At 34.9% G+C, this 24,064-nt stretch carries 22 protein-coding genes; 9 read left to right on the forward strand and 13 right to left on the reverse strand.

Annotated features, from left to right (window positions below):
- Positions 1–158: 158 nt before the first annotated feature.
- The 3 genes from H2O64_RS13970 to H2O64_RS13980 all read right to left on the reverse strand — a co-directional run bounded on the left by H2O64_RS13970 (position 159) and on the right by H2O64_RS13980 (position 2,458).
- Entirely contained in the window at positions 159–869 is a 711-nt protein-coding gene (locus H2O64_RS13970) for a toxin-antitoxin system YwqK family antitoxin (RefSeq protein WP_187562824.1), read from the reverse strand.
- A gap of 145 nt (positions 870–1,014) precedes the next feature.
- Positions 1,015–1,791, reverse strand: coding sequence for a hypothetical protein (locus tag H2O64_RS13975; protein WP_187562825.1), 777 nt, complete (start codon positions 1,789–1,791; stop codon positions 1,015–1,017).
- A gap of 247 nt (positions 1,792–2,038) precedes the next feature.
- Complete coding sequence (locus H2O64_RS13980; RefSeq protein WP_187562826.1) at positions 2,039–2,458, reverse strand: hypothetical protein; 420 nt, start codon at positions 2,456–2,458, stop codon at positions 2,039–2,041.
- A 436-nt stretch (positions 2,459–2,894) separates the two neighbouring features.
- Between H2O64_RS13980 and H2O64_RS13985 the strand changes: the two genes are divergently transcribed.
- Positions 2,895–4,250: a UDP-N-acetylmuramate--L-alanine ligase gene (locus H2O64_RS13985; RefSeq protein ID WP_187562827.1), complete on the forward strand. Its 1,356-nt coding sequence runs from the start codon at positions 2,895–2,897 to the stop codon at positions 4,248–4,250.
- Positions 4,251–4,348: 98 nt separating this feature from the next.
- Entirely contained in the window at positions 4,349–4,990 is a 642-nt protein-coding gene (locus H2O64_RS13990) for a hypothetical protein (RefSeq protein ID WP_187562828.1), read from the forward strand.
- An 87-nt stretch (positions 4,991–5,077) separates the two neighbouring features.
- Here the strand turns inward: H2O64_RS13990 and H2O64_RS13995 are convergent, their stop codons facing one another.
- Entirely contained in the window at positions 5,078–5,377 is a 300-nt protein-coding gene (locus H2O64_RS13995; RefSeq protein WP_187562829.1) for a hypothetical protein, read from the reverse strand.
- Positions 5,378–5,428: 51 nt separating this feature from the next.
- Positions 5,429–5,884 (reverse strand): DUF1569 domain-containing protein, encoded by a 456-nt coding sequence (locus H2O64_RS14000; RefSeq protein WP_187562830.1) that lies wholly within the window; start codon positions 5,882–5,884, stop codon positions 5,429–5,431.
- A gap of 273 nt (positions 5,885–6,157) precedes the next feature.
- Between H2O64_RS14000 and radC the strand changes: the two genes are divergently transcribed.
- The 6 genes from radC (at position 6,158) to H2O64_RS14030 (ending at position 11,935) form a co-directional block, all read left to right on the forward strand.
- A complete protein-coding gene (gene radC, locus H2O64_RS14005; protein WP_187562831.1) occupies positions 6,158–6,853 on the forward strand; it encodes a RadC family protein in 696 nt (231 codons plus the stop codon).
- 163 nt (positions 6,854–7,016) lie between these two features.
- Positions 7,017–8,303: a polysaccharide deacetylase family protein gene (locus H2O64_RS14010; protein ID WP_187562832.1), complete on the forward strand. Its 1,287-nt coding sequence runs from the start codon at positions 7,017–7,019 to the stop codon at positions 8,301–8,303.
- Complete coding sequence (locus tag H2O64_RS14015; RefSeq protein WP_187562833.1) at positions 8,296–8,982, forward strand: YjjG family noncanonical pyrimidine nucleotidase; 687 nt, start codon at positions 8,296–8,298, stop codon at positions 8,980–8,982. Before H2O64_RS14010 ends, H2O64_RS14015 begins: the two co-directional genes overlap by 8 nt.
- Before the next feature lie 135 nt (positions 8,983–9,117).
- The gene (locus H2O64_RS14020) at positions 9,118–9,678 is read left to right on the forward strand and encodes a hypothetical protein (protein ID WP_187562834.1); all 561 of its coding nucleotides are present in this window, start codon (positions 9,118–9,120) and stop codon (positions 9,676–9,678) included.
- A gap of 11 nt (positions 9,679–9,689) precedes the next feature.
- Positions 9,690–11,117: a DUF5723 family protein gene (locus H2O64_RS14025; RefSeq protein ID WP_317173831.1), complete on the forward strand. Its 1,428-nt coding sequence runs from the start codon at positions 9,690–9,692 to the stop codon at positions 11,115–11,117.
- A gap of 53 nt (positions 11,118–11,170) precedes the next feature.
- Positions 11,171–11,935: a hypothetical protein gene (locus tag H2O64_RS14030; protein WP_187562835.1), complete on the forward strand. Its 765-nt coding sequence runs from the start codon at positions 11,171–11,173 to the stop codon at positions 11,933–11,935.
- Positions 11,936–12,129: 194 nt separating this feature from the next.
- On the opposite strand, the gene H2O64_RS14035 is transcribed toward H2O64_RS14030, so the two are convergent.
- Positions 12,130–13,407: a replication-associated recombination protein A gene (locus tag H2O64_RS14035; RefSeq protein WP_187562836.1), complete on the reverse strand. Its 1,278-nt coding sequence runs from the start codon at positions 13,405–13,407 to the stop codon at positions 12,130–12,132.
- Between the two features lie 126 nt (positions 13,408–13,533).
- On the reverse strand, positions 13,534–14,379 hold the full coding sequence (locus H2O64_RS14040; RefSeq protein ID WP_187562837.1) for a hypothetical protein: 846 nt from the start codon (positions 14,377–14,379) through the stop codon (positions 13,534–13,536).
- 178 nt (positions 14,380–14,557) lie between these two features.
- Here H2O64_RS14040 and H2O64_RS14045 point away from each other — a divergent pair, with 178 nt between their 5' ends.
- Entirely contained in the window at positions 14,558–15,313 is a 756-nt protein-coding gene (locus tag H2O64_RS14045; RefSeq protein WP_187562838.1) for a rhomboid family intramembrane serine protease, read from the forward strand.
- Here H2O64_RS14045 and rlmB read toward each other — a convergent pair whose 3' ends face one another.
- The 6 genes from rlmB to H2O64_RS14075 form a co-directional block, all read right to left on the reverse strand.
- On the reverse strand, positions 15,314–16,054 hold the full coding sequence (rlmB, locus tag H2O64_RS14050) for a 23S rRNA (guanosine(2251)-2'-O)-methyltransferase RlmB (protein ID WP_187562839.1): 741 nt from the start codon (positions 16,052–16,054) through the stop codon (positions 15,314–15,316).
- Positions 16,055–16,165: 111 nt separating this feature from the next.
- Positions 16,166–17,032, reverse strand: a complete 867-nt coding sequence (locus H2O64_RS14055) for a hypothetical protein (RefSeq protein ID WP_187562840.1) — start codon at positions 17,030–17,032, stop codon at positions 16,166–16,168.
- A gap of 11 nt (positions 17,033–17,043) precedes the next feature.
- A complete protein-coding gene (locus H2O64_RS14060) occupies positions 17,044–17,841 on the reverse strand; it encodes a hypothetical protein (protein WP_187562841.1) in 798 nt (265 codons plus the stop codon).
- A 59-nt stretch (positions 17,842–17,900) separates the two neighbouring features.
- On the reverse strand, positions 17,901–19,325 hold the full coding sequence (locus H2O64_RS14065) for a RagB/SusD family nutrient uptake outer membrane protein (protein ID WP_187562842.1): 1,425 nt from the start codon (positions 19,323–19,325) through the stop codon (positions 17,901–17,903).
- Between the two features lie 10 nt (positions 19,326–19,335).
- On the reverse strand, positions 19,336–22,452 hold the full coding sequence (locus H2O64_RS14070) for a SusC/RagA family TonB-linked outer membrane protein (RefSeq protein WP_187562843.1): 3,117 nt from the start codon (positions 22,450–22,452) through the stop codon (positions 19,336–19,338).
- Between the two features lie 709 nt (positions 22,453–23,161).
- Positions 23,162–24,061: a hypothetical protein gene (locus H2O64_RS14075; RefSeq protein WP_187562844.1), complete on the reverse strand. Its 900-nt coding sequence runs from the start codon at positions 24,059–24,061 to the stop codon at positions 23,162–23,164.
- Positions 24,062–24,064: the final 3 nt, after the last annotated feature.

The following is a 24,064-nucleotide window of genomic DNA, read 5'->3' on the forward strand; positions in this document are numbered from 1 at the left end:
TGAATCGGAGCAAGGCAAACAAGCCAGGACCAATCGATTTATCTGCGCATTTTTATTTCTTATTCAATTTATAAAAATCTAGCGCCATCGCAAAAAGGAAATGATCTTTCGATTGACACTAAACTTTGCTCTGATTTTATATATGATGTTAACAATAGTTACTCCAGTTCTTTGCCATTAACATATGAGATTTCTTTTATTAGGTTCCCATTAATATCATACTCTTTTAGTATCCCATTACCATTTTTTAACGTGCCGATATCTAGATCGTTTCCTTTTCCATCAAAACAAGACGTTACGTTCATCAATTTGCCAGTTGTCCAGTATTTGATTTGATATATTTGACCGTTTTTATGATATGATTTCCATTCTCCATCGGGGTTTGCATTTATATAAACACCACTATCTTTTAATTGTCCGTTTTCGTGATAATATTTCCATAAACCATCATAATTCTTTCCATTTATCACTTCACCACTTTTTTTAAGACTTCCATTTTCAAAATAAAATTTCCAGATTCCAGTAGGCTTACCGTCTTCGTAAGTTCCTATTTCTGATAACTGACCATTATCATAATAATATTCACCATTTCCAATTAGAAAATTATTTTCATAATTCGCTCTAAATTTTAATTGCCCATTTTCATAGTAAGTTTTCTTTTCTCCAAACACTTTTTCATTTTCGTCGTGATATAAAACTTCTTTTAATTGTCCATTTTCATAAAAAGCTTTCCATTCTCCAATTCTTTTACCATTTTTAAATTTTCCCGTTACCGATAATTGTCCGTTATCATAATATTTTTTATAATTCTCTATATTATCACAGGCAAGAAAAAGGATTAGAATAGAAGAGAAAAATATTTTTTTCATAATTATTGTTAACGTGTTTGTGTATGGTTAGTTGCGTGATTTAAGCGCTAAAGTTAGCAAATAAATCACAGATAGAAAGTCCGCGAGGACTTTCGTAAATAGGCTAGAACTAGCAATTAATTTTATACTGTGTTGCCAGTAGTTTTTATTCAAATTCAATAATTTCTTTTCCTTCAGTTCTGATTTGAAACAACTTTCGTAATTTAAAGTTTCCTGAATTTTCAATATAGAATCTTAAATTCTCAAAATTTATAGTAGTTGTTCCATTTTGTTCATTAATCAAAGTTTTTGCGTATTGTTTTCTTTTCTCTAGAAATCCACTTTCTTTTTTGTCGATAAACCATAGAGTTCTTAATTCGTCTTTATCTATTGCAATTGAAAAGTCTCTAAATGTTAATTCTTTTGAGTTTTGATTTATATTGCTCAAATCAAATAATTCTCCAGAAGAGAAAATAACATTTGTATTTTTATTAGAAATCCAGTCTTTTAAATGAATTCCTTGTTGGAAATTGATTTGGTCATTTAGATGCAAATGAACAAGTTCTTGATATTTGAACTTGTTTTTGAGAAAGTACAAGTCGATGAATTTTTTTTTGCCATTATCGTATAATTCATATTTTAATTTCCCTTTTTGATTAATTGTTTTTTCAAATCCACAATTTCTATTTCCGTAGTTTATATTCAAATAAATTTTAGCTTTCTTGAATTTTACGATTTCTGCTTTTTTAAAATCTTTTGATGTATTTAAACTACCAATAATCTTATTATTATCAGAATTTTTTAAAACAATGTTTAAATTTCCATATTTGGTTTTGTCATCCTTTTTTTCTAGGTTAATATAGATATCAACAGGAACGAGTTTCCTTGAACATCCAAAAATCAGACATAAACAAAATAGAAGAGTTATTTTTCTTAAAGTCATTTTTTATAATTTAAGCCTAATATAATTCAGATGATTTATTTATGAAAGTTAGAATGAGTGTAAGCTAGTTTTCATTGAGTTAACGAGTTTCTCAAATTACTGGCAACGGTTTGGCTAAGAAACGTGCGGCTTTCAAACTGTGAATTTCATCGCCAAGATGAATTTGGTTTGAAAGATAATATGTGAATGTTTACCGTTCACCGAGCATGTTTGCTTAGCCTTTGTTGTAGCACGTTTTTTATTTTTTTCAGCCTATACTTGCTACTGTTAGCGAGATAAGTGTCACTGTTAGTATAACTGTTCCGATTATATTGAATATTGAAATTTGCCATTTGATCTCATTTCTTTTAGTCCAAACGTAAAATCCAATTGCAGTACAGATCAAAGCTATTGCAAGTCCGCCCCATTCAAAGAAAAACGGCAAGGTGTAGGAAGGAGCTAGAAGGAGAATTGTTCCAGTCCAAATTCCACCTTGAATTGTTTTTCTGTACTTGTCAATGTCCAATAGTGAAAAAGCTGAAACAATGGCAAATGGAAAGAATAGAAGTCCTGCAAACAGAATATAGAAAGGCATCATTCCGCCTTCTTTAAAAGCCCAAATCGAAATGATTGTCATAGAAGCAATAATTCCGATTAATTGGTAATAGCTTAAATACCTGTTTGTCATTTTTTTTTTAATGTGTTACAACATATGTATATACGGAATTCCGTATATTTCTATTATATCTAAACCCTTGTAACAACTTAGTTTTTCATTAAAAACAAGCTATTTTTTTTAGTACAAAGAACAAGACATCTATAGTTTTACTCTCAAAAGGATATATATAACAAAATATATAGATATTATTTCCTTTTAAGTGTAATAAAAAAGGAAAAACAGATATAGTAAGTTCCGTATATCATACTAATTATAGGGAATAACAGGAATTTTTCTCCAAAGTTCCTATTATTTTATAAATGTAAAACAAAGATTACACATACACAATGCGTTTTCCCGTAATTACCACTATTTCCAGTATTATTCCCTAAAATAATTCTCCCAAAAGAAAATTCCCAAAAGTCCAAAACTACTTTTATCTTTACACTTTAGAATTCTACAACTCATGCGAATACATTTTATAGCAATTGGCGGAAGTGCCATGCACAACTTAGCCTTAGCATTACATGCCAAAGGATATCAAATTACAGGAAGTGACGACGTTATTTTTGAACCTTCAAAAGGACGATTGGCCGCAAAAGGCTTGTTGCCAGAAACGTTTGGCTGGTTTCCAGAAAAAATCACGACGGATTTAGACGCGATTATCTTAGGAATGCACGCAAAACCTGACAATGCAGAGTTGCTAAAAGCGCAAGAATTAGGTGTAACCATCTATTCGTATCCAGAATTCTTATACGAGCAATCGAAACACAAAACACGTGTGGTTATTGGCGGAAGTCATGGAAAAACGACAATTACTTCCATGATTTTACATGTATTGAACTATCATGATATTGCGGTTGATTATATGGTGGGCGCGCAATTAGATGGTTTTGACACGATGGTGCATCTGACGGAAGAAAACGATTTTATAGTATTAGAAGGTGACGAATATTTATCATCGCCAATTGATCGTCGCCCAAAATTTCACCTATACAAACCAAACATTGCGTTGCTAAGCGGAATTGCGTGGGATCACATCAATGTATTTCCAACGTACGAAAACTATGTGGAGCAATTTCAAATCTTTGTAGATTCTATCACAAAAGGAGGAAGCATTAATTACAATGAAGAAGATGCAGAAGTAGTTCGCGTAGTGGAAGCTTCTCAAAATCCAATTCGTAAACTCAGCTATAAAACACCAAATTACAAGATTGAAAATGGCGAAACGTTACTAGAAACGCCTGATGGTTTGATGCCAATAGAAATATTTGGAAAACACAACTTAAACAATCTGGCAGGAGCAAAGTGGATTTGCCAACATATTGGTGTCGATGAAGAAGATTTCTACGAAGCAATTTCGACGTTTAAAGGCGCAAGCAAACGTTTGGAAAAGATTGCCGAACACAATTCTACAGTAGTGTACAAAGACTTTGCACATTCGCCGAGTAAAGTACAAGCAACCACAAACGCGGTAAAAGAACAATACGCAGACCGAACGGTTTTGGCATGTTTAGAATTACACACATACAGCAGTTTGAATGCCGAATTTTTAAAAGAATACAAAGGCGCGTTAGATGCAGCGGATAAAGCAGTCGTTTTCTATTCGCCGCATGCGGTTCAAATCAAGCAATTGGAGGAAGTTTCGGAAGCGCAAATTGCGGAAGCTTTTGAGCGTGATGATTTAATTATTTATACCGATCCAGCAGCATTCAAAGACTATTTATTTAGTCAATCATTAGAAAATACCGCCTTATTATTAATGAGTTCAGGAAACTATGGCGGATTAGATTTTGCCGAATTTAAACAACACATACACTAAACAATAAAAAGTAGCGTTTTACTTGCAGACCGAACCAATTAAAACCGACGACTATACTTCATAATTACTTTTTTTAAAACTATTAAAACCGATTAATTATGAAAAGTTACCTTTTACTAGCGTGTCTAGTACTATTCTGTATTTCCTGTTCCACAGACGATAATACAATTCCAGAACCCGAACAAAATTTCCATGCGTTAACTGTTGGGAACTTTTGGGTGTATGATCATTATCGCAGAACAGCACCAAATTCTGATGTATTTGAAAATATCAATGTAATTGATTCTGTCAAAATCGTTGGCACCGAAGAAATTGACGGAAACACCTTTTTTAAATTTCGAACCCGAACTTCTGGAAACGAAGCCAATCAAGCGTTTTGCTCACCAAATGGCGAACACTTTCAATATTACAGAGATTCATTGGGCTATTTAGTAAATGAATTTGGAAAGGTTAAATTTTCAAGAAATGATAATCAAGAATTTTTGTTAAGAGGCAGTGGTTCATTCTATTTGTATACAGCATTAGCAGCTAGTAACGAAATGGTTTCAACAACTGTGGGCGATTTTGATTGCCAATGGATGGAAGTGTATGCAAGACAAGATCCATCTGTAGATCCATATCCAGGACTCGATCGCTATTATTTTTCGGAAGAAATTGGACTCATATTCAATACATCTTCTTTTTCATCCAATCCACTACATACCGTAGAGAGACGTTTAATAGCGTATGATGTTCAATAATTTTCACACTATATAAACAATAAAACTAGCGATTATTTTTGCCATAAATGATCGCTAACTTTAAGTGCATTGAATAGAATTTAAGTGTTATCTATCCAAAATGCCATTCACAAAAGCCGTCAGATTTTGGCGACTTTTTTGTATCAATGCTTCTTTGGTCAGCTTTCGATCTTTCGGTAATTTATCTTGCGAAAGCTTAAACTTTCCTTCCCAAAACGTAATTTCCAATTCAAAACCTACAATATAATCGGTCAACGTTTGTACTCTCGGATTTTCCACATCTAACACATACGGATTGTCAGAAGTTTCCAAAACAGCAGCCATATGTGCAATAGAAGCACGAACGGCGTCATCATCTGTAATTCGTGTGGCTTTCGCAGAAATCAAAGTTACTAACGGGAACTCGTTTCTTGATGGTGTTTTTGCAAATAGTTCATGTTAGACGTCAAATTGTGTTAAATGATGATCCAAGTGTTTGTATTGCATTTTCCCCCATTGCTCTTGTGTGAATTTTCCAAACATTGGATGCGCAGGCCATTCTTGTCTGTCTTTCTCTTGATGAAAAGCGGAAATAATTTCGACTAACTTCGCTTTTTCAGTTTCCACATTTTTTTCTTCGGTGACTACAAAATCGCGTACGGTTGGCAAACCTTGACTCCAAGGTTTATCGTTATACATTAAAGGTTTGTACAATTTAAACACCAAACGCTTCATGAAACCGGGCTTTTTTCCACTTAAAGTTCGTTTTTCGAGTGCAATTTCTAATGGCATTTGACAATGGGTACACATTTGTCCAACAGACATTTTTCCCCAAGTTGGTATTGCTGTTTCAGTTAAATTTTCTATTCGGTTCAGAATTTCAGTATGCGTTTCAGCGTCAAAAAGTGATTTCATCGGTGTGTGTTTTTTTTAGTTTTTTGATTGAATAAGAACTATTTGCTAAAAATGATTCCTATAAAAATAAAGGTACAGTAATCGCGCTAAATGTGAAAATAATTACAAAAAAATAACGCTTATACATTTTTTTTAACGCTTGTTAATTCGTGACGGCTTTCTTGGTAAAAAATAAGTAGCTTTATGTGAGTTCGACATAAAAACGAATGATTTTTTAAAGTATTTTCTTTAAATCTAACTGTGTCAAACTCATATTAAAAAGTAAACAAACTTATGAAAGAAATTCATTTACAATCTATCAAATATTGGTCAAAAGACGATCGGCCGCGTGAAAAACTAGCAGGCAAAGGAAAAACAGCATTGAGTGATGCCGAATTACTTGCAATTCTCATCCGATTAGGAAACAAAGATGAAAGTGCAGTCTCATTATCAAAACGAATTTTAGCGTCTGTTGACGGAAATTTGAACGAACTCGCAAAGCTATCCGAAGATCAACTGAGAAAATTTAAAGGTGTCGGACTCGTAAAAGCAATCACCATTATTGCTGCCTTAGAATTGGGCAAACGCAGACAAATAGAAACCAAAGTAGAACTTAAAAAAATTACGTCGAGCAAAATGGTGTTTGACATTATGCAACCTATTATTGGCGAATTGCCACATGAAGAATTCTGGATTATTTACCTCAACAATTCTAACAAAGTACTTAAAAAAATACGGCTGAGTAAAGGTGGCATTACTGGAACATTGGTAGACATTCGCTTGGTGCTAAAAACGGCGTTGGAAGTTGGTGCTGTTGCGATTATCTTAGCGCACAATCACCCTTCCGGAACCTTAAAAGCAAGTGCGGCTGACAAAGCGATTACCAAGAAATTGAGTTTAGGTGCAGAAAATATAGATATAAAAGTATTAGATCATTTAATTATCACAGAAAAAGAGTATTTTAGTTTCGCTGATGAAAACTTACTTTAAGAACTCGTTTGAATTTTTAGGATTTAAGCGAAAATTAGAAGTTTTCAATTCTGATGAAGACTTTTTTGAATTGCATAGCAGCGTTACGGAATTATAAAAAGACAAATACAGAAATGAAAACAGCAATTTTTTAGCAAATTAAAAAAGTTTAAATGAGTTCCAAATGCTGTTAGTATACACACAAAAAATCACACCAAGATTACGGTATACATTCAAACACTTAATCACGCGAATATTGGGGATTCCTGTCGATTTTACCACAAAGATAGAAACCTTTATTGCGCATAATGAAGTGAAAATGTCATACATAAAACAACCGCTTGGCGACGAGTTTTTTGTACGTAGTCACGACTTACTATTTGTACAAGGAATTGGAGAAGTTGAAATCTCCATTCAACAATGGGATGAAACGCCTTGTTTCTTTCCCGCTGGGGAAAAAAGCACGGTTCCGTATGATATTTTTGCAGCAAGTTTTTATCTCTTAAGCAGATATGAAGAATACTTACCGTATGTGAAAGATGAACACGGACGCTATACCGCTGCCGAAAGTTTAGCTTTTAAAAATAATTTTCTTTCTACGCCAGTTGTAGATATCTGGTGCCAGAAATTCTTAAAAATATTCCTAGAAAGATTTCCTAATGTGGTTCCAGAAGCACGCAACTTTTCATACCAACCTGTGATCAACATTCCAGTGGCGTATGCATACAAAAAGCGCGGAATTATTAGAACATTTGGTGGATTTGTCACAGATATTGTTCGGTTTCGATTTTCACGTTTCATCGAACGTTTTGCGGTATTGCTCAGCATGAAAGATGATCCGTATGACAACTTTGAAGCGTTTATCACATTACACAAAAAATATCAAACCAAAGCCTATTATTTCTTTCAATTGGGCGATTATTCAACGTATGATCACAGCATTTCTATTTATAAAAATGAATTCATTCGCTTGATAAAAAATGTTTCCGATTACAGTAAAGTCGGGCTATTAGCTTCGTATGAGTCATTCACAAATATTGAAAAATTAAAAGTTGAGAAGAAGCGACTCAACACAACGATTAACAAACCTGTAAAACGCGCGCGTCAGCATTACAATAAGTTGAATGTGCCGCAATTTTATAGAAATTTAATCGATTTAGAAATCACAGAAGATTATTCCATGGGCTATTGTGATACAAACGGATTTCGCGCAGGAACTTGCAGTCCGTTTTACTTTTATGACATCGGCATGGAAATTCAAACACCTTTAAAAGTATATCCTTTTTGTATGGAATATGGAGGCGAATTTGAAGCTGAAATTTTCACCAATGAAATCATGAAAATGGTAGCGCAAGTACAAGAAGTAAAAGGTACTTTTATACCAATATTTCACAATGTAGTACTTTCCGAACGCAATGTAGAATGGAAAGAAATGTACATCAATTTATTAAAAGAATACAGCAATGCATAACATCACCGATATTTTCTTTGATTTAGATCATACCCTTTGGGATTTTGAAAAAAATTCAGCATTAACCTTCCAAAAAATACTTGCAGAAAGTAATGTTGCTGTCGATTTTGATCGTTTTATAGAAGTCTATGTGCCGATCAATTTAGAATACTGGCGACTTTTTCGAGAAGATAAAATTTCCAAAACCGAACTTCGGTATCAGCGGTTGGCAAAAACCTTCAAGCTGTTAGAATTTGATGCTTCAGATGAATTAATCAATCACTTGTCAGAAGAATATATTGCGTATTTATCAAGCTACAATCATCTTTTTGAGTACACAGAAGAACTGCTCGAAAATTTAAACGGAAAATACAAACTTCACATTATTACCAATGGTTTTCGCGATGTGCAACGTAGAAAAATAAAAGCTTCGGGTATTTATGATTATTTTGAACACATCATCGATTCTGAAAGTGTTGCTGTAAAAAAACCAAATCCAAAAATATTCAATCACGCGTTGCAATTGGCAAATGTGGCTCCTGAAAACGCCGTTATGATTGGCGATAGTTTTGAAGCGGACATCCAAGGTGCGCATGCTTTAAACATGCATGTTATTCATGTAGATTTTGACAAAAAGCACACACATTCACTTTGTCCAATTGTACATCACTTAGCGGAAATTGAAAAAATACTGAAATAAAACTTTAAAAGTGTCGTTTTTTCAATAGGGTAGTTGTTATAAGAGAAGGAAAAGTATATTTTTTCGCTTACACTGAAATTGACAAAAAATAGCATTTCGCTATGCTAGGTATTTTCAATCAAAATAGAATCTTCAATGCTAAAACGAATCATTCCAGTACTGTTGTTGCTTATAGTCACATCTTGTGTGAAAGATGTCGATTTTGATCAGGTGGATGATATTTCGATTTCTCCTGTGTTAGAATCAAGTTTGATCTTTTTTGACTTTCCCGCGTCTGAATTTGAAGAACCCACAGGAACTGCCATTGTAACTGTTGGCGACGATTTAGAGCTGGATGTTTTTAATGATGAATTTCTTCGCGATAACTTAATCAAAGCCGAATTCTTTTTTGAAATCACCAATTCAATCGATCGAAGTTTTAGAGCTGATATTATCATGTATGATGAAAATGATCAAATAACCTATGCGTTTGCAATTGATGTGACACCAAACGGAAATACCGAAGTAATTACCACACATACCGAACTTTTTGAAGATGCTTTGCTGGAACAATTAAAAAATACTATACGCCTCGAATTGGTTCTGAATATGTTTCCAAGCGCATCGGGAATTCCGCTCAATCAAAACAGCCCAGGAAATATAAAAATGCGCTCCAAAGCCACCTTATTCTTTCTAATAGATACCGAAGACAACTAACTATAGATCCTGTGAAAAAACTCTGTATCTTATTCATACTCTTTTCTTGTTTCGCGCATGCGCAGAACAAGCAATTGTTGTATAATTTTACAGACATTCCACAATCGTTGTTGTTAAATCCGGGCGCAGAAGTCAATTATAAATGGCATGTTGGGATTCCGTTATTATCACATCTTCACGCAAGTGCTGGCGCTTCTGGTGTTTCAGCGTATGATTTATTTGCAGATAATGGAATTGATTTCAATGAAAAGCTACGTCGTGTTGTGTATAATTTAGATCGGAAGGATTACTTCACAATCAATCAGCAAGTAGAAATTTTAAGTGGCGGATTTGCGGTAGGAAAATCGTTTGAACGTAATAAATATCTATCTTTTGGATTGTATCAAGAATTGGACGTACATTTTTATTATCCGAGAGATTATGCCATTCTAGCGTATGAAGGAAATCAGGGTAATATTGGGCGCGAATTCGATTTAGGAGATCTGAACGCAAAAGGCGAATTGATTTCGGTATTGCATGTCGGTTTAACCACCAAAGTGAACAAAAAATGGACCTACGGCGTGCGCGGAAAAATATATTCGAGTTTACTCAATTTTAAATCCACGAACAATAGTGGACGATTTGTCACAACAGAAGGAACGAATAATTTTTACAATCATACGTTTGATTTGGATTTAGAACTTCAAACTTCGGGTTATGCTTCTTTAATCGATTTAGACAATGACGGACAAAACGATTGGAATAAAAAAGCCATCAAAGAATTACGGAAACGTGTCCTTTTTGGTGGAAATTTAGGTTTAGGTGTTGATTTTGGTTTTACCTATCATCCAAAAGAACAATGGACCGTTACGGGAAGCGTGCAAGATTTAGGGTTTATTCATCACACCAAAGACGTAGAAACCTATACATTGAAAGGCGAATATACGTTTGAAGGTGTAAATCCTTTATTTCCCAACAATGGATCTGGACAAACTGCAGACGAATATTGGCAAGAGATTACAGATAATTTTGAAGATTTATTCGAGTTGGATACGATTACAAAAAATTATACTTCTTGGCGTTCGCCGAAATTGAATGGTTCCGCTTCGTATAAATACGGAAAAAAAATCTTGAAAGAGTGCAATTGTACTGCGGATGATAGCGATTATTTGAATGAAGTTGGTGTGCAATTGTTTGCCATTGGCAGATCGAGACGACCACAATTGGCGGTAACCGCATTTTATTACAGAAGATTATTTAGCTTTTTAAGCGGAAAAGTAACGTATACAGCGGATGGTTTTTCCAAAACAAACGTTGGTGTTGGTCTGTCGTCACACATTGGAAACATGAATTTTTACATCATGGCAGACAATCTCTTTGAATATCAGAACATTGCCAAAGCACAATATGCTTCCGTGCAACTTGGATTTAATTACATTTTTCCGATGGAGAAAAAGTAGTGGATTGCAATAAAATTCTTAATTTGGAAGCCTAATAGATAAAATACAAGTATATGAAACGTTTTTTAGCAAGTGTTCTTTTTCTTTTTATTACGGTTTCTTGCTTTTCACAAGATTTTGATAGCTACAAATATGTGGTGATTCCTTATGAATTCAACTTTTTAAATAAGCATGATAAGTATCGTGTAAATACATTGGTGCGTCATTTGTTCAAGAAAGAAGGTTTTCATGTAGTGTACGATAATCAACCGTTTCCAAAAGATTTAGCAGATAATAGATGTTTAGGAATGTATGCTGATATTAATAATCAATCGGGTCTTTTTACCGTGAAAATGTCAATTGTGCTGCGTGATTGTTCCAATCAAATATTTTTTGAAACTGCCATAGGGCGATCAAAAATAAAAGCATACGAAAAAGGATACAATCAAGCATTGCGAAGAGCTTTTGCAGATATTGAAGCTAAAAATTACAGCTACAAGCCAGTTGTGAAAACGGTTGTTGAAACGCCATCCGTAGAAGTAATAGAGTTAGAGGAAGTGGAAGAAGTAGAAGAGGTTGAAGTAGAAGAAGTAGTTGAACAAGAAATGACTACCACTACAACTAAGACTCCTGTTTTGTATGCACAACCGATAAAAAACGGTTATCAATTGGTTGATAGTACACCAAAAGTGGTGATGATTTTATTAAAAACAGGTGCTCCAAATGTATACATTGTAAAAGGTAGAGATGCTTCTGTGTATAAAGAAAACGGAAAATGGTTATTGTCAAAAATAACAAGTGAAGGCAATGATATTACTGTATTGAATATAAAATTCTAACTTCGACTCCGCTCAGTCATCTTTGTTTTGAGTTTTATTTTGTTTGCAGTATTGAGTATTGAGAGAAGTCTATTATTTAAAAGTATTTCTCGATACAATTTTTTGTCAAAAATCACTCGAAATGACGTTTTTAGAGGTGTAAAATTTTTGTTTTCTAACAATCTAACAATCTAACAATCTAACAATCTAACAATCTAATAATCATATTTATCTTTCCAGCGATTTTTTAAGAAATCACGCAGGTTCTTTTCTCTTGCATTGCTTCCTGGATCGTATATTTTTGTGTTAGATATTTCATCGGGAAGGAATTCTTGTGCTATAAAATTGTTGTTGTAATCGTGTGCATATTTGTAATCTTCGCCATAGCCTAAATCTTTCATTAGCTTAGTTGGCGCATTTCGTAAAGGTAACGGAATCGGTAAATCGCCAGTTTCTTTCACAATAGCTTGTGCTTTTTTAATTGCCATATACGAAGCATTACTTTTTGCAGAAGTCGCTAAATAGATGGCACATTGACTTAGAATGATCCGCGCTTCCGGATATCCAATGATGGAAACTGCCTGAAAGGTATTTGTAGCAATGACCAATGCGGTCGGATTTGCAATTCCGATGTCTTCACTGGCAGAAATCAACATTCTACGCGCAATGAATTTTACATCTTCGCCGCCTTCAATCATTCTGGCAAGCCAATAGACTGCACCATTTGGATCGCTTCCACGAATTGATTTTATAAAAGCCGAAATGATATCGTAGTGTTGTTCACCAGTTTTGTCATATAAAACCGTGTTTTTTTGCACGCGACTTAATACCAATTCGTCGGTGATCGTGACTTTGTCGGTTCCTTCGGAATTGATTAGTAATTCAAAAATATTCAACAGTTTTCGGGCATCGCCGCCAGAAAGTTTTAGTAATGCTTCTGTTTCTTTGAGCGTAATTTGTTTCTCAGCGAGTTGCGCATCTTCTTTAATTGCGCGTTTTAATAGCTTTACCAAATCATCTTTCCCGAAAGGATTTAATATATATACTTGACAACGTGACAGTAATGCGGGAATGACTTCAAAACTTGGATTTTCGGTCGTTGCACCAATGAGAGTTACCCAACCTTTTTCTACGGCACCTAGTAGCGAATCTTGTTGTGATTTGCTGAAACGATGAATTTCATCAATGAAAAGTATTGGGTTTTTTGTGGTGAATAAACCACCATCTTGCTTTGCTCGCAGAATTATTTCACGGACATCTTTTATACCAGAGCTTATCGCGCTAAGCGAATAGAAAGGGCGTTTTGACGTTGTGGCAATAATATTTGCCAAGGTAGTTTTCCCCGTTCCTGGAGGTCCCCAAAGTAGGAGTGAAGGAATAATCCCTTTTTCTATTTGACGTGTAAGCACACCAGTTTCTCCGACAAGATGTTCTTGACTGATATAGTCTTCTAATGTTTTCGGGCGAATGCGTTCAGCTAATGGTTCATTCATGGTGTAAAAATAAGGCATTTCCTCAAATTATACAGCAGAAGTTTTCATTAGGTATTGCAACTACAAAATAATGACCTAATTTAAAAGTAGAAGTACTTTTAAATTAGGTCATTATTTTGATGGATTTTATCGCACTCCAGAAGATTTTTTCCCGGCATGTTTAATAGCACATCCTAAATCTCTTCCATCCACAATGCCTCCACATTTTCCACCTACTAAAAAACCGAAGACATCTGCGCCGCCTCTTTTTATACCTCGCCAGAGATCACCAAAAAAACCTTTTTGAATAGGTCCTATTCTGTTAGTGCCTCTATTGTAATAACTCATGTGTATTAAACGGTAATTCCAAGGATGTGAGCTATCGAGTGTGGCATTGATCCAATAGCTATAACTATTTTTGGCAATACTACAAGCTCCTAAAATATTTGCGGCATAATTTCCTGTTTTTGTAGTTAGATCATGTATTACGGTATAATTGTTAATAACAAAATTTTCAAATGCTTCAATCTCGGCAGTAAATTCTGCAACACTTTTGTAAGTGCTATTTTCAGGAGAAACCGCATTGTCTAAAATAGTAAGCAGCATGTCTGTCAATGGTATATCTTCAGGGTCAATAAAACCCATATTAACAAGCGTATTGGATGCATTGTTCATGTCGTCAAGCATTCCTTCTATCATTGTCATGTGTGTTTGTTGTGTTTGCCAATCATCACAGTTACAACTTGGGTTATTGAAATATGAGTCGGAATAGGTATCTGCAAAGTAAAAAATGTCTTGTAAAGATGCATTGTTGAAATTTGGCATCGTAGCAATATGGTCCATCGCAAGATTGTGAGCTAGTCCATAACCTGTAAAGTCACTATAGGTTTTTAGATTGTTTTCTGGAGTAATTCTCTGGCTTGTATTTTCATCTGTATTGCAAGAAAAAATGATAAGCATTAGTAATGTCAGAAGTGTTAATTTTTTTTTCATAATGTTGTTATTTAGTTGGTTACAATTAAATTTAACATTAAAAAATTAACTTTTAGTATACGAATGCCGTAATTTTATAGCGGAAAAACCTTAATAAAAGTTGCTATTTGTAGAGGTGACAATTTTTCATGTAAATGAATCTTGGCTAATTTTTTGAATACTTGATTTAAAATTTTATATGTATTCAAAACAATCTCCATTTGTATTTACACCAGAAGTCGTACTGCTGCCATTTCTATTTATATTCTCAATTTGGTTGGTGTATTGGTCAGAAATACGTTTTGGATTTCGTTTTAATGAGTACGGCGTGTATCCAAGAACGTTGAAAGGATTGCGAGGCGTTATTCTGAGCCCGTTTATTCACGGAAGCTTGAAACATGTTTGGAATAATACCATTCCGTTGTTTCTGCTGAGTGCTTCGGTAATTTACTTTTACAGGTCGCAGCGTTGGACAATATTTTTGATTGGATTGTTTGGTTCAGGAATTTTGACATGGATTATTGGGCGAGAAGCAAACCACATTGGCGCGAGCGGTTTTATTTATGTGTTGATGAGTTTTATCTTTTTTAAAGGAGTTATCACGAAGTATTACAGGTTTGTGGCGCTGTCTTTAATCATCATGTTTTTGTATGGTGGAATGCTGTGGTATTTATTTCCGATTGAACCACATATTTCATGGGAAGGTCACTTAGGTGGATTTACGACAGGCTTTTTGTTAGCAGTTTTTCTTCCAGTTGTATATTCAAAGGACACCTACGAATGGGAAAAAGAAGAGTTTGTTCCAGAAAATGATCCCTTTATGAGACATTTTGATGAAGATGGAAATTTTATCGAAATTCTACCAGATGAAGTTGAAGAAACACCACAAGAGTTATCTTCAATAAAGATAAATTATATCTACGTTGACAATTCTAAAATAAACGAAGAAGAATAGTTACGACAAACGTTGTCTTATCATTTCATATAAAAAGGCACCACAAGCTACAGAAACATTTAACGATTCTATTTCTCCTAAGATTGGTAATTTTGCTTGTTGATCTACAATTTTGAGGATAGAAGGTGAAACTCCTTTTCCTTCAGAACCCATAACAATAGCGACAGGCACTGTGAAATCGATATCATACAATGTGTTTTCTGTTTTTTCAGTAGCAGCAACAATTTGCACACCAGAACTTTGTAAATGATAGATGGCATCTTTGATGTGATCCACTTTACAGATAGGCATTTTAAATATGGCGCCAGCTGAAGTTTTTACTGTATCTGCATTTACAGGTGCGCCTCCTTTTTTCTGAATGATGATTCCGTCAACTCCAGTACATTCTGCTGTACGGATGATGGCACCAAAATTTCGGACATCACTTAGTTGATCTAAGATTAAAAACTTTGGAACACGCCCAGATTCAATTACACTTAATACTAAAGTATCTAGATCGTGAAATTCTATGGGAGAAATTAATGCAACAACACCTTGATGATTCTTTTTGGTGAGTCTATTTAGCTTTTCAGGCGGAACAAACGAAGTACTGATTGCGTTTGTGCGCAAAAGGTGGTCTAATTCATTGAATAGTTCGCCTCTAAGCCCTTTTTGAACAAAAACTTTATCTACGTTAAGTCCAGAGTTAATCGCCTCTATAATGGCTCTTATACCGAATATTTGTGTGTTATCATTTTGCATGGGACAAATATAAAATAAAAAACCACCCAATTGGGTGGTTTTTTGTATGTATTATCATGTTATTTCTATATTAGTGTGTAAACAGAATTTCTGTAAACGACATTAGAAATGTTACTGACAGTATGATACAGGTAATTCACCTGCGTCACGTCCAGCTGTTACAGCAAATAATAAGCTACCATCTGGATTGTAAATTTCGAAGCTAATTTCTCCCCAATTGTCTCCAGGGAAATTCCAAACAGCTCCTACGATATCAGTTCCAACTTCAACTGTAGTAGTTGCATCGAAGAATGAAGTACTAGCAGGTCCTGTACAATCAGCACTTCCTAAGAAAGTACCAGCAGCGTTTCCATAAGGAGAACACATACCAAATTCTACAACACTTTCAGTACCACCAACATCAGTTAGAGTAACAGTAACTCCTGCACCTCCACTAGCTTCATCAGTTTGCCATCCGTCTCCATAAGAGTCATGCATGTCTATTACATACGTACCTGGCTGTGGCTCACCACCACATAACAAATTAACTCTGTGTACAGTTGTAGCACTTCCGTCAGATAATCCAACAGAAATTCCTCTTGTAGCAGTTGTCAATTCAATATCAAAAACAATATCTCCATTAGCAATTAAAGTTGCTACGGCTGTTGGTAAAATATTAAGCTCAATACTATTTGAGTTAGTATTTGCAGAAATGGTTAATGATGAACCAAATCCAGTTGCAACGTCAGATGGTACACCATCTACATTTACAATGTTATAACCAACAACTAAAGAACTTGCGTTTACTGGAGCTGTAAAGTTAATAGGAATATTTACCGTAGTAGTTCTTGAAGTAACAGCTACTGTAGTTTCCGCTGAAGGAAACTCCACCCATCCATATTCATTATCGAATTGGAATCTACTGCCATCATCACTTACACAACTGTATGTAAGTACCAATACTACTGGTATGATGAATAATTTTATAAATTTTTTCATAACAGGGTTATTTATATTTTAGTTAATGTATACGTAGTTGTTGCAACTGAACCACATATTTCTTCTGTATCTTCTGCAAAAAGAATGGTCATGTTAGTATCATCTGCAGTATTATAAGTACCTGCACCAGAAGGTCCAAATGCTATAGAACCACCACATCCTACTCCTGAAACTTGAGGAGAAACTAATCCGTTTGATACAGTAGTTCCACATACTAAGCTAAAAGAGAAATCAACATTAGGGTTAGCAAATCCAAAACTTGGATAACACTTCACGTTAAATGTTCTTTCAGTAGAAGCAGTTCCAGGAACTAATTCTACAGCAATACCAGTTCCTAATGCTGGAGCAAATCCAGCAGCACCGATACCACCTGATACGAAATCTAAAGTATACATACCTGTTGCGAAAGTTGCAGCAATTGGACAAATCTCTATTATTGTTAAAGTGTGAACTTGTGAGCTACCAACACCACCGTCAACAGAATCAATTTTTAATGATAAAGTTTCACCAGCTGTAGTTAGTCCATCATCAATACCAGTAACTGTTAAAGTTCCGAAGAATTCGTTAGCAGGTATTGTAACAGTAGTAGGGAATGTATACATTCCACTAGTTGCTGTAGTGTTATCTGCATCAACAGAAACATTTACTGTTCTTGCTGTTGATGATATAGTACTAGCTCCCACAGAAATATCTATGGTGTTCGTATTATTGATCTCAACCTCTAATGTCGAAGATATTCCGTTAAAGTAAGCCAAAGTTTGGCTACCATCATATATTGGTGACTCCGTTTCCTCACATGAAGTGAACATAAACAAGGCACCTATGAAAAGTATTGCGATTTTTTTCATTACTTTCTTTTTTTAGATTATTAGTACCCTGAATTTTGGGTCATGTTAGGGTTAGCATTTATTTCTGCTTGTGGTATAGGAAAAGTAAACTTCTCAGAAGAAACTGGAAGTGAACATGGAATTCCACCAGCACAATCACTAGCATCTCTTTCGATACCTTGATTCAAGATATTTCTATATCTTTTAAGATCAACAAATCTGAAACCTTCATAACATAATTCTAATCTTCTTTCAGCTTTGATACCTGTTATAGCTTCGTTTAAAGAAGTATAAGCAGCTGTCGTTTGAGGAGATCCAAATCTAGCAGTTCTAACTGCATTCACGTCTGCAGAAGCAGCAGCGAAATCTGGAGCAGCTTTTCTAGCATGCGCCTCAGCTCTGATTAAATAGATTTCAGAAAGTCTCATTGCCTTGTAGTCATTAATGTAGTTCGTATCAGCACCTGCTGGATACTTCCCAATAGTTAATAAAGGAGGATTAGCTCCTGGATCACTTGCTGGATCAACATTTACTGTACGACGAACATCTCCAGTAGTAAAAAGACCAAATAATTCAGTTGACATTTCAATAAAGTTTCCACCTGTACCTGTAAAGATCCAGTTGAAAGCGATGTTACTATTGTTTCCTTGAACATTGTCAAACTTGAAGATAACTTCAGTTGTATCGGTATCTCCATTGAACATTGCAGTATACTGAGCTTGATTTGCTAATGAATAACTAGAAATTAAAGAATTCGCATTAGAAATTGCAGTAGTATAATCACCACTATATAAAGCAACTCTAGCTCTCAAGAAAGTAATAAAGTCTTGAGTAGCGAAGTTCTTATCAGTTGAACTTGATGGCATTAAACTAGCAGCCAATGTAAGATCATTATCAATTTCTGTTAAGTTCTCTGCAACAGTTGCTCTAGCAGGGAAATCTGAAGTAGATACTGTATTTTGGTAATGAACACCTAATGCAGAACCATTTAATAAATCTTCAGAATAGTATGTTAATACATCATGGTGTAAATAAGCTCTGAAAGCATAACATTGTGCTAATACTTCGTTGTATGCACTAGTTTCAGATGCTCCAGGAGTAATTGCAGCTGCACCAGCTAAAACACGGTTAAAGTTGTTAATCGCGTTATATCTGTCTGCCCAAGTTCCTTGGTCACCAGTTTGAGAGTTCAATATCTGGTTTAACAAGTTTAATTGTTGACCACCATTGTTTCCACCGATTCTAGTATTATCTGTAAAGATAGAGTTGAATGCTATTAAACTTGCAGTTCCACCTCCACGGTTTATACTATTTATTGCTCCACGTAATCCTGCTTCTAAATCTGAAACACTTTGATAAGCGGTTTCTTCAACCAAACTATCTACCGGAAAACGTTCTAATTGATCATCACAACTTACTGCGAAGAGTAAGGTAATAATAATTGGTATTAGAAAATATTTTTTCATTTTTTATTTTTTAAAAGTTTAAGTCAAATCCTAAAGAGAAAGTTCTTGGAACTGGATAATCGAAGAAACCAGTACTCTGGTTACTTTCAGGATCAAATCCTCTCCATTTTGTCCATGTTACTAAGTTTGTTCCTTGAACAAAAATTCTCATTCCTGATAAGATATTTGTTTTTTCTAAGATTTTAGAATCAACTGTGTATGATAATGTAACGTTTCTTAAACGTAAGAAAGATGCATCCTCGATATAACGATCTCCATCAACTGCACGTAGACCTCCAAAAGATAATGATGGAATGTCTGTTACTTGTCCAGGAGTAGTCCATGCGTTTAATATCGTAGTTGACTGGTTAGCAAATCCTGCTAATCCTACATCTTCTACAATTGCTAATGAACTGTTCTGTCTATATCTGTCTGCTACAAATGAGAATAAAGAACTTAATGTGAATCCTTTGTATGAGATATCAGCTCCGAAACCTCCAGTATATGTAGGATCAAAGTTTTTATCTAAATAAACTGCATCGTCTGGATTGAAAACATTTGTAATGTCACCGTTGATATCTAAGTAAAGTGGCTGACCATTTGATGGATCAACTCCTGCCCATCTTACCTGGTGCCATGTATTAGCAGGACGTCCTTCAGCTACACGTAATGTGTTTCCTGTAAATCCACCTGGTAATCTTTCAACTTCGTTTTTGTTGTAGTTACCATTAGCAAATATTTTAACAGACCATGGGTTCGTTGCTGATTTTCTTAATATATCGTAAGCGATTTGTAAATCAACACCTGTATTACTCATGTCAGCAACGTTTGCTGTAACTTGGTTGTATCCAGTACCTGCAACAGATAATAATTTCTGAGAGAATAAATCTTTTGTTACTTCTCTATAGTAATCTAGTTCTCCAGATAATCTATTGTTCCATAAACCGAAACTTAAACCAACGTTGAATTTATTAGCAGTTTCCCACTTAATGTTTTCATCAACTAAAGTACCTAAGTTATATCCTGTACCTAATTGGTAACTAGGACCAGCATTTACAGTTTGAAGACCTTGATAACGGCTACCAACGTTTTGGTTACCTACAACTCCGTAACTTACTCTAAGTTTTAATGTAGAGATTACATCAACTTCACTCATGAAGTCTTCGTTGTCAATATTCCATCTACCTGCAACCGACCAGAATGTTCCAGTAGGGTTTTTAGGGAAACGAGATGTTTGGTCACGTCTTATTGTTGCTTCAATACCATATTTACCTTGGTAATCTATAGCAGCTGTAGCAAATACAGAAGCTAAAGCAATTTCAGATTCTGAAGAAGCAACACCTGGAATATAGTTGAAAACTTGATCTTCTGGATCATCAACACCATCACCGTTTGAATCAGCAGGGAATTCAGCAGTGTTTCCAGCTGTGAACCCACTTCCTGAACCTGGTAATGCAGGATTCAAACCAAAAGCTGTAAATCCAGCTGATTGTGTGTTAGAGTAGTTGTACTCTCCGTATAAAGAAGCTGTTACGCTTAAGTCTTCTGTAATATCATTTTGATATCTTAAGAAAGCATTCGCTATGAAGTTAGCATCTCTAAAGAAAGTTTCACTTTGTGATCCTTTTTCTTCTGAAGCTTGACTAGGAGTAATTAAACCTCTAATACTTCCTGGAGCAGTAATTTGTAACAACTCAATGTTTGTATAATCAATACCAACAGAACCTCCAGCAGTTAAGTTTTTCGCAAAGTTATAATCTGCAGAAATACTACCTACGGCTTTAAATTCATTTTCTTGATCAGTATTTAATCGTGCTGTGTTCAATGCTAAGAAAGCAGTGTTAACGAATCCGTTAGCTCCACTTGCATTTACTGTACCATCAGCATTAAGAGCTCCACTTCCTTGAGTACCTACAAGGTTTAAACTTCCGTCAGGATTGTATGGAGATAAATATGGTAATCCAATGTAAGGTACAATGAACGGGTTGTCTAACTGACCTCCTGTGTTACCACCTCTTGTTGCATCAACAATAAAGTTGTTTACAGAGTAGTTTAACGTTAATGTAGTACCATAGTTAAATTTCTTGCTCTCAGAACTTCCGTTGAAGTTATTTCTGAAAGAGAAACGTTTTAAATCACTACCAAGTGTAATACCTTCTTGCTTGTAATACTGAAGCGAAGTATATGAACTTGTGTTTTCACTACCTGTTGAAATACTTAATTCGTGAGATAATGTTGTTCCTTGTTGGAAAAAGATATCTGACCAGTTAGTATTTGTTTGTGCAGAAATTGCAGCAATTTGAGTATCTGATAAAGAATCTCCAAATTGGTTACCTGGTAATAAATCTCTTTGAAATGTTAAGAACTGACTTGCGTTCATAACTTCAAATCTTGTTTTAGGCTTTACAGCAACACCATAAAGTGTTCTATACTGAATGTTAAGCCCAGAACCTTTTTTACCTTTCTTAGTAGTTACAATAACCACACCACCTGATCCTCTGTTACCATAAATAGCGGTAGCAGCTGCATCTTTTAATACAGATAAAGATTCGATGTCGTTTTGGTTTAAACTTCTAAAGTTATCTTGATCTACTGGTACACCATCAATAACGAATAAAGGCTCAATATCACCTTGTAATGATCCACGACCTCTAATAAGGATTGTTCCTGATTGTCCTGGTTGACCTGAACCTGTGTTCACACTAACCCCAGCAGCAGCACCCTGAAGGATCTGGTCTAAGGAGTTAATTGGCACTTGCTCAATAGTTGAACCATCAACCGTAGCAATTGCAGATGCTACTTTGGCGCTGTTTACTGCACCTCCATAAGCGACAATTGTTACTGCTTCTAATGCTTCACCTTGTTTCAATTGTACATTGATAGTTGCAGATGTTACTTTGATTTTTTGTGATGTAAATCCTACGTAACTAAATACAAGCGTTTGCCCGTTGTTAGCTTTGATAGAATAATTACCGTCGAAATCAGTAGTTTTACCTGTGTTTGTACCTTCAATCAAAACAGTTGCTCCTGGTAACGGTAAACCGGTGTCATCGGTTACTGTTCCTGAGACAGTCTGTTGTTGTGCAAACAGAATTTGCACAAATAACGCTAGGAATAGCGTTAGAATTCCACTAAACTTTGTTCTCATTTTTTTAATTTATTTGAATTAGCTATCGCCAAAAATCCTAATTATATGTTAATAATCCAATTTTTTTTTCTTAAAAATGATCTTAGATGTGAAGTTTTTTTTAAAAACAAGGTTTATTTTGGGTCTATAAACGTAGGTATACGTATAGAAATGAGGGTAATGCGTGTATAAAAAATATAAAATTATCAAAACGATATAGTTTTGTTAAATATTTAACGAATTGATAAAATACTGGATTTGAAACCAATACTTTGTGAATATTTTTTAAAGAATACTAAAAACTCAATGATTCAGACAATTTACTAGTGCTGATTTATTGTGTTTGTTAGTGTTGGAAGAGCAATTTCCAAATAAGCTGTGTGTTTTAAATTATTATCTAATGCTTTTGTAAGCAAATACACTATTCGCTGCGTAAACTTTTGCGCTGTTTAGTGCCGAGTATTTTTGCTTAAAATCAATAGTTTTGTTTTGAGTTGAATGAACTGGTCTTCTGTGTGCGGAGTATATTTTTATTTTAATTAATTCAGTATTGCTAAATATCACTAAAGAATCTCACTAGATTAGGTGTACTTTTAGTGGTTGTATTTTTATTTATTTCATAGCTAAAATAGGCAGTCTGTTAAATCTGATTATATCTCAAAAAAACTGCCCATGAAATTTATTCATGGGCAGTTAGTTAAATATTGTAATAAGATTTTTATTATATCTTTTACTCGTTACATAAGTTTAATGCAATTGGTCCTGCAGATGCTCCAGCAGTACCTGTAGCTACTGTACTACCACTTGGTCCATATATTTGGAAAGACATTTCTCCCCAAAAATCACCATTAAATGTCCAGTCTCCACTTACATTGGCTGGTATTGTAATAGTAGCAGAACCGCTACTAAGTCCAGTTGTACAAGCATAACCAGGTGGTTCATATGGTGTGCATAATCCAATCTCTATAGTGCTTCCATCACTTAAAGTAACAGTAATTCCAGCTCCACCACCGTTACCAGTAGTAGGTTGCCATCCGTCTCCATAAGAGTCTTGCATGTCAATTACCCAGTCACCAGCAGGTAGCGTAGGTGAATCACAAACTACAGTAGATGAGAAAGTATGATCAGCTGATTGATTGTCGAAGTTTGCACTTACGTCTGAGAATGTTCCTTGCGGGTTTGTTAACGCTAACCTGTAATTGAACGTGTCACCACCTTCTAAATTGCTTGCGTCAATTCCTAAAGCAGCTATAATTGCTGCGCCATCATATGAAATATTTACCTCAGGATATCCTCCAGTAGCAGTGAAACTTGATGCGTCAGCAGTTGCTAATAATGCTTCTGCAGCATTAATATTTTGTCCTGTTAAGCTTACATATACTTCTACTTTAGAAATATCAGTTCCTCCAGCGGGAGAAACTAATTGATAATCTTTAGAGAAGCTTGAGCTACCTGGGTCTAACTTATTAACGTTCGTAGAGCCATTAGTAGTGATTTCTGAAGCAAAAGGCACTCCTGTATTGATTAAATCATCAAAGTCTATAGGTAACGTGTCGTCATCTTTACAGCTATAAAATGCTATGCATATAGCACTTAAAGCTAGGATTGTTTTTAAAAATTTATTTTTCATAAT

Source organism: Kordia aestuariivivens, from assembly GCF_014397005.1.
Classification (GTDB): domain Bacteria; phylum Bacteroidota; class Bacteroidia; order Flavobacteriales; family Flavobacteriaceae; genus Kordia; species Kordia aestuariivivens.